The following is a 7,344-nucleotide window of genomic DNA, read 5'->3' as shown; positions in this document are numbered from 1 at the left end:
GTCGGTGCCTGGGTCGATGCCTGGGACATGAGTCCGCCTCTTTCGAGGGACCCGGGCGCAGCGCCGGCCCGCCGGCCTCCGCCGCCGGCGTCCGCCGCGATGGACGACGACGGCAGCTTCGAGGCGTTCCGGGCGCTCGACCGCACCCGCCTCGCCCTGATGGCGCAGGCAACCGGCGGCATGTCGCCGGCCGCCATGGCGCTCGCCTTCCTGGACTGGGGCATGCATCTCGCCGCCTCGCCCGGCCGCTGCATGGAGCTCGCCTACACGGCGAGCCGGCGCGCCGCCCGCTGGTCGGCGCAGTCGGCCGCCGCCGCGGTCGGTCGCGACCCGCCGCCCCGCATCGCGCCGCCGGCCGGCGACACGCGCTTCGCGAGCGAGGCCTGGGCGGAGGCGCCGTTCAGCCTCTACGCCCAGTGGTTCCTGATGCAGCAGCAGCTCTGGCACGACCTCACGCACCAGGTGCCGGGCGTCGCGCCGCATCACCAGGACGTCGTCGCCTTCACGGTGCGCCAGTGGCTCGACATGATGTCGCCCGCCAACATCCCGTTCCTCAATCCGGACGTGATCGAGAAGACGCGGGAGAGCTTCGGCAGCAACCTGATCCACGGATTCCAGAACTGGGCCGAGGATGCGAGCCGCACCGTCACGGGCCGCCCGCCGGTCGGCACCGAGGCCTTCGTGGTCGGCCGCGACGTCGCCGTGACGCCGGGCCAGGTGGTGTTCCGCAACACGCTTATCGAGCTGATTCAGTACGCGCCGGCGACCGAGACGGTCGCGGCCGAGCCGATCCTGATCGTCCCGGCCTGGATCATGAAGTACTACATCCTCGACCTGTCGCCGCGGAACTCGCTCATCCGCTGGCTGGTCGAGCGCGGCCACACGGTGTTCTGCATCTCGTGGCGCAATCCCGGCGCCGAGGACCGCGACCTCGCCTTCGACGACTACCGCCGGCTCGGCGTGATGGCGGCGCTCGACGCCGTCGCGGCGATCGTGCCGAACCGGAAGATCCACGCCGCCGGCTACTGCCTCGGCGGCACGCTGGCGGCGATCGCCGCCGCCGCGATGGCGCGCGCCGGCGACTCGCGGCTCGCCTCGCTGACCTTGCTGGCCGCCCAGATGGACTTCTCCGAGCCCGGCGAGCTCGCCCTGTTCATCGACCACAGCCAGCTCAACGTGCTCGAGAGCATGATGTGGAACCGCGGCTATCTGTCGGCCGACCAGATGGCCGGCGCGTTCCAGATGCTGCGCACCAGCGACCTCGTCTGGTCGCGTCTCGTCCACGACTATCTGATGGGCGAGCGCAGCCGCATGAACGACCTGATGGCGTGGAACGCCGACTCGACCCGCATGCCCTATCGCATGCACGCCGAGTATCTGAAGCGGCTCTATCTCGACAACGAGCTCGCCGCCGGCCGCTTCATGGTGGAGGGCCACCCGGCCGCGATCCAGAACATCCGCGCGCCGATCTTTACGGTGGCGACCGAACGTGATCACGTCGCGCCGTGGCACTCGGTGTACAAGATCCACTATCTGTCCGACACCGACGTCACCTTCGTGCTGACCGCGGGCGGCCACAATGCCGGCATCGTCGCCGAGCCGGACCGGCCGCACCGGAGATACCGGCTCGCGCTCAAACGCGCCGCCGACTGCTGCATCAGCCCGGACGAATGGGTGGCGGCGACGGCGACGCGGACGGGCTCGTGGTGGCTCGCCTGGGCCGACTGGCTCGCGGCGCAGTCCTCGCCGGAGCGCGTCCCGCCTCCGGCGATGGGCGCGCCCGCGCGCGGCTATGTGCGGCTCGCCGAAGCGCCCGGGACCTACGTGCATCAGCGCTGAGCCGCGCCAACCGTCGGCGACCCGACGAAGGTCGCGGCGGGGGGACACGGTGTCGCGGAACCGGCGCCCCGGCCACGGGTTGACAGGACGGGGCGAGACACTAGCTTCGACCCATGACCACGACCCACCATCGGCACGCCATGCTCGCGGACACGATCCGTCCGCGCATTTGCGCCCGACAGGACCGCACCCGACAGGATCGCGCAGGACGCCTCAGAGCAGGCACCTGACCCGGACGGCCATGCGGCGCCCGTCCGGGCCCGCTGTCGTTCGGCGTTCGCCCGGGAGTCGGCGAACGACCCGAGCCCAGACCGCATCTCACATCACGACGCTCGACCCTTCCGGTTCGCGACCCGCGTGACCGCACGGCAGCGCGCCGCGACACGACGCCGTCGGCGGTCCCGGCGGCGACGATCGGACCATCACGAAAGACGAGACCCATGAGCACACAGACGAGCACACAGCCCCTCCCGCCCATCGCGCTGCGGCCCGACGACCGCGCCAAGCTCGAGCAGATCGCCCAGGCGAACTTTTCGCGCAATCCCGACACCGCCGACTATCTGGCGCGCGAGATCGAGCGCGCCCGCGTGCTGGCGCCCGACGAGGCCGGCCGCGACTTCGTCACGATGGGATCCTGGGTGACGTTCCGGGACGAGACCACCGGCCGCACGCGGCGCGTCATGCTGGTCTATCCGGAGCACGCCGACGTCTCGGCCGGCCGCATCTCGGTGCTGACGCCGATCGGCGCCGCCCTGGTCGGCCTGTCCAAGGGCCAGTCGATCGCGTGGACGACGCCGTCGGGCGAGGAGCGCTCGCTGACCATTCTGGAGGTCGAGGCGGACGACGCGGCGGCGGCCTAGCAGGATGTCGAAATTCCGATCTCCGTCGTTCCGGGGCCGGCCGAAGGCCGGAGCCCGGAACCCATAACCCCGGTCTTTCGTGAACCACTTGCACCGGGGGTATGGATCCCGGGTTCGCGAACCTGCGGTTCGCGCCCCGGGATGACGGAATATGCAGCGCCGTATTCTGGGAATGGATATGCGGGTCGCGCCCGCGCATGACGGTGCCGAGGCTGTAGCGGCCGGTCTCAGATGCTGAACAGGATCCGCGTCGCCGTGCCGAGCAGGAACAGGCCGAAGGCGAGCTCCAGGGTCCGCCGTGACAGCCGGTGGGCGATCACGGCGCCGAACTTCGCCGTGAAGGTCGAGATCGGCGCCATCAGCACGAAGCCGACCAGCGACACGTAGCCGACCGACAGCGGCGGCAGCTCGCCCATGTGCGGGAGGCCCGCCAGCATGTAGCCGAGCGTGCCGGTGACGGCGATCGGCACGCCCAAGCCCGCCGAGGTCGCGACCGCGGCGTGGATCGGCGTGCCGTAGAAGGTCAGCATCATGGTCGCCATGGCGCCGCCCCCGACCCCCATCAGCGACGACAGGAGCCCGATGACGAAGGCGCCGGCGCGCATCGGCCACGGCCCCGGCAGCGTCGGCGCGATGACGAAGCGGTTGCCGAGGATCAGCATCTTCAGCGCGGTGAGGCCGGCCGTGCAGCCGAACACGATCTTGAACAGCGCCGACGGTGCGACGACGGCGAGCGCCGCGCCGAGCGCCACGCCGACCACCACCGGCACGGTCCACAGCCGGACCACCTCGGGCATGGCGGCCCCGACGATGCGGTGGCTGCGGTAGGAGCGCCAAGCGGTCGGCACGATGATGGCGAGCGAGGTGCCGACGCAGAGCTGGAAGCGCACCGCGTCGGGCACGTCGACGAGACGAAAAATCTCGAACAGCACTGGCACCAGCACGGCGCCGCCGCCGATGCCGAACAGGCCGGCGATGATCCCGGTGACGACACCCCCGACCGTGATGGCGAGGACGAGCGCCATCAGCTCGCCGGCCGGCACGCTCAGCATCGCGCGTCGCTCCGGACGGCCGCGGGCCGGCGGCGGCGCGACGCGGTGCCCATGTCAGGTGATCGCGCTGTAGAGAATGCGGGCCGCGGTGAGGATGAGGAACACGCCGAAGGCGACCTCGAGGTGCCGGCGCGAGGTGCGGTGGGCGATCAGCGCGCCGAACTTCGCCGTGTAGGTCGAGATCGGCGCCATCAGTACGAAGCCGATGACCGAGACGAAGCCGACCGACAGCGGCGGCAGGTCGCCCATGTGCGGGATGCCGGCCAGCATGTAGCCGAGCGTGCCGGTGACGGCGATCGGCACGCCGAGCCCGGCCGAGGTGGCGACCGCATTGTGGATCGGCCGCTTGTAGAGGGTGAGCAGCATCGCCGCCATGGCGCCGCCGCCGACCCCCATCATGGCCGAGAGAAGCCCGATCACGCCGCCGTAGATTCGCATCGTCGTGGGGCCCGGCAGCTCTTCGGCGATGAACACGCGATCGCCCAGGAACAGCATCTTGATCGCGATGGTGGTCTGGATGACGGCGAACACGGTCTTGAACAGCTCGCCCGGGGCGACGACCGCGAGGGCCGAGCCGACGACGACGCCGATCACCACCGGCACGGTCCACAGCTTGACCACGTCCTGCAGGGCCATGCCCTTGGACTTGTGGGTCTTGTAGGAGCGGAACGCGGTCGGCACGATGATCGCGAGCGAGGTGCCGATGCAGAGCTGCATGCGCACCTCGTCGTCGACGCCGATCAGCCGGAAGATCTCGAACAGCACCGGCACCAGCACGGCGCCGCCGCCGATGCCGAACGCCCCGGCCAGGATTCCCGTCACCACGCCACCGCCCGCGATGGCCAGGACCAGAACCACGAGTTCGCCGACCGGCACGTCCAACATGCTGTAAATCTCCGTTCAGCGGCCGTGTGTCGCAGAGTTTTATTGATCCGCCAAGCCGCGGGATGCGCGACTGCGGCGCCGTTCGCGCATGCGTGGTTGAAGTGGCGCGGGTTCGGGCGCGGCCGGTCGCGGTTCAGGCCGCAGCGTCGCCGGCCACCGACCGGTCCGGACGCACCAGCGCCAGCGCGGCCCGCAGGACGTCGATGCCGGCGCCGGGCTTCACGGCTTCGGTGGCGAGGTGGCGGCGATAGGCACGCGCCCCGGGGACGGCCTGGAACAGGCCGAGCATGTGCCGCACGGTCGCGTAGAGCCGCTCGCCGGCCGCGAGCTCGCGCTCGATCCAAGGAATGAATTTCTCGACCGCTTCATGCAGGGACGCGGCCGGCGCCGGCGTGCCGAACAGCAGCGGGTCCACGGCGAGGAGCCGCCACGGCTCCTGGTAGGCGGCGCGGCCCAGCATCGCGCCGTCCACGTGCTTCAGGTGCTCGGCCGCCGCCTCGATCGAGCCGATGCCGCCGTTGATGGCGATCGGCACCTGCGGCAGCCGCGCCTTCAGCCGGTAGACGCGATCGTAGTCGAGCGGGGGCACGTCGCGGTTTTCGCGCGGCGACAGGCCCTGCAGCCACGCCTTGCGGGCGTGCACGATCAGGGCGTCGGCTCCGGCCGCCACCACGGCGTCGGCCAGCGTGTCGAGCGCGAGTTCCGGGTCCTGGTCGTCGATGCCGATGCGGCACTTGACCGTCACGGGCACGGCCACGGCCGCCTTCATGGCGGCGACGCAGTCGCCGACCAGCGCCGGCTCACCCATCAGGCAGGCGCCGAACCGCCCCTCCTGCACCCGGTCGGACGGACAGCCGACATTGAGGTTCACCTCGTCGTAGCCCATGTCGGCGCAGATGCGCGCGGCCTCCGCCAGCGCCGCCGGGTCACTGCCGCCGAGCTGCACGGCGACCGGATGCTCGCACGGGTCGAAGCGCAGCAGCCGCGCCCGGTCGCCGCGCAGCACCGCCCCGGTCGTCACCATCTCGGTGTAGAGCCGCGCCTGCCGGGTCAGCGCCCGATGGAAAGCCCGGCACGGACGGTCCGTCCAGTCCATCATGGGCGCCACGGAAAATCTATGTATTTGATACTTATTCATTATTCCGCTTCGCTCGAACCCGCTGGCGCGCCGGCGCACGCGATCCTGCGCCACGATGCGACGCGCGGTCCGGCGTTTCGACGTCTCGGTGCCGACGGAGCGCAGCCGCCGCGGCGACCGTCACGAGACTGAAGCCGGCTCCTGGCCGGCCCAAGTTCGACGGAAGGGACCGTCTGTCAACGAGACATTTCTCCCCCGCCAAGACGCCGCGGTCGTCGAGACCGCGAGGCACGAGATCGCACACCGGCCGAAATCATACTCGGCGTGCCGCCGGGCCAGGCCGCGATCGGCAACAGCGGCACGGTTCCGATCGCGGCCGCCACGCCGGCCGACAAGGGCAGCGCGTCAGGGAGCGCGGCCCAGCCCGTCGGTCGCCCCATGACGACCGATGCAGAAACATCACATCGCGACAGAGTTAGATCGAAATGGCTCGCCTTCTCTTGCCACTTCCTCGTAACTGTTACGATATAACGTTTTATTAAGGATCGGAGCGTCGGCCGGCCGAGAGTCGCGGACCGGAGGTCCGATGCGCCCGATGGAGTCGCGACATGTCGTTCTTCACGCAGCTCTCCGAGCTGCTGCTCACCCCCGTCCAGCTCGCCATCCAGGCGCTGTTTCTCCTCTCGCTGTTCGAGAGCGGGCGGCTCGTCGTGCAATGGGCCTTACGGTGGCGCGGCCGCCGCGGCTTCCGCACCCCCGCGGCCGGCGGCTTCGGGGCGCTCGGCGGCGGCTATCCGCTGGCGCGGCGCTATGCGGACGATCCCGCGCTGACACTCGACGAGCTCGACGTCGCCGCCATGAAGCAGCTCGAGCTGATCCGGGTGGCGACCCGGGTGACGCCGATGCTCGGGCTGATCGCCACGCTGATCCCGATGGGGCCGGCGCTCGTCGCCCTCACCCGCAACGACGTCGCCCAGATGAGCGAGTTGCTGCGCTCGGCCTTCGCGGCCGTGGTGCTGGCACTCGCCGCCGCCTGCCTGTGCTTCTGGATCGCCTCGGTGCGGCGGCGCTGGTGCGCCGAGGAGCTGGTCGCGGTGAAGCGGCGCATCGAGGCGCGGCCATGACGCTGCGCATCCTGGAAGAGGACGAGGAGCTCGACCCGATCCTCTCGGTGGTCAATCTGGTCGACGTGTTCCTGGTGATGATCGGCGCGCTGATGATGATCATCGCCGTCAACCCGCTCAACCCGTTCGCGTCCGAGACGGCCGTCGCGGTGAAGAACCCGGGCCGGCCCGATATGCAGATCGTCGTCAAGGACGGCGAGAAGATCGAGACCTACACGTCGACGCAGGAGATCGGCAGCGGCGAAGGCGTGCGGGCCGGCATCGCCTACCGGCTGAAGGACGGCTCCTTCGTCTACGTGCCCGAGACCGCGCCGTCGGGCGGCGCCCCGGCCGCGACGCCGGGCCGCCCGATGCCGCCGGTCCAGGCTGCCCCGCGCGGCCCCCTCCCCTCGCTCCGCCCCGTTCCGCCATCGCCGTCACCGTGAGGCCCGCCATGCGTATCGCTTGCGCGTCCCTGAACGCCGTTCTCCTGTCCACGGTCGCGGCGCTGCTGCCCGCCGCCGCCC

At 70.7% G+C, this 7,344-nt stretch carries 7 protein-coding genes; 4 read left to right on the top strand and 3 right to left on the bottom strand.

What is annotated here, in order from left to right; genetic code table 11:
• Positions 1-99 precede the first annotated feature (99 nt).
• Both CCR97_RS18170 and rnk read left to right on the top strand, forming a co-directional pair.
• The gene (locus CCR97_RS18170; protein WP_244670539.1) at positions 100-1,839 is read left to right on the top strand and encodes a PHA/PHB synthase family protein; all 1,740 of its coding nucleotides are present in this window, start codon (positions 100-102) and stop codon (positions 1,837-1,839) included.
• A 440-nt stretch (positions 1,840-2,279) separates the two neighbouring features.
• Complete coding sequence (gene rnk / locus CCR97_RS18165) at positions 2,280-2,699, top strand: nucleoside diphosphate kinase regulator (protein ID WP_111359022.1); 420 nt, start codon at positions 2,280-2,282, stop codon at positions 2,697-2,699.
• 227 nt (positions 2,700-2,926) lie between these two features.
• On the opposite strand, the gene CCR97_RS18160 is transcribed toward rnk, so the two are convergent.
• The 3 genes from CCR97_RS18160 to dusA form a co-directional block, all read right to left on the bottom strand.
• Positions 2,927-3,751, bottom strand: a complete 825-nt coding sequence (locus CCR97_RS18160) for a sulfite exporter TauE/SafE family protein (RefSeq protein WP_111359021.1) — start codon at positions 3,749-3,751, stop codon at positions 2,927-2,929.
• 54 nt (positions 3,752-3,805) lie between these two features.
• Positions 3,806-4,636, bottom strand: a complete 831-nt coding sequence (locus CCR97_RS18155) for a sulfite exporter TauE/SafE family protein (RefSeq protein WP_111359020.1) — start codon at positions 4,634-4,636, stop codon at positions 3,806-3,808.
• A 133-nt stretch (positions 4,637-4,769) separates the two neighbouring features.
• The gene (dusA, locus tag CCR97_RS18150; RefSeq protein WP_111359019.1) at positions 4,770-5,774 is read right to left on the bottom strand and encodes a tRNA dihydrouridine(20/20a) synthase DusA; all 1,005 of its coding nucleotides are present in this window, start codon (positions 5,772-5,774) and stop codon (positions 4,770-4,772) included.
• 548 nt (positions 5,775-6,322) lie between these two features.
• Here dusA and CCR97_RS18145 point away from each other — a divergent pair.
• Together CCR97_RS18145 and CCR97_RS18140 are read left to right on the top strand one after the other, a co-directional pair.
• Entirely contained in the window at positions 6,323-6,838 is a 516-nt protein-coding gene (locus CCR97_RS18145; RefSeq protein ID WP_111359018.1) for a MotA/TolQ/ExbB proton channel family protein, read from the top strand.
• Positions 6,835-7,263, top strand: a complete 429-nt coding sequence (locus CCR97_RS18140; protein ID WP_111359017.1) for a DUF2149 domain-containing protein — start codon at positions 6,835-6,837, stop codon at positions 7,261-7,263. Before CCR97_RS18145 ends, CCR97_RS18140 begins: the two co-directional genes overlap by 4 nt.
• The last annotated feature ends 81 nt before the right edge of the window (positions 7,264-7,344 follow it).

Origin of the sequence: Rhodoplanes elegans, from assembly GCF_016653355.1 — a bacterium.
Taxonomy (GTDB): Bacteria; Pseudomonadota; Alphaproteobacteria; order Rhizobiales; family Xanthobacteraceae; genus Rhodoplanes; species Rhodoplanes elegans.
The sequence above is the reverse complement of the archived record's forward strand: the minus strand, read 5'-3'. Positions and strand labels throughout refer to the sequence as shown.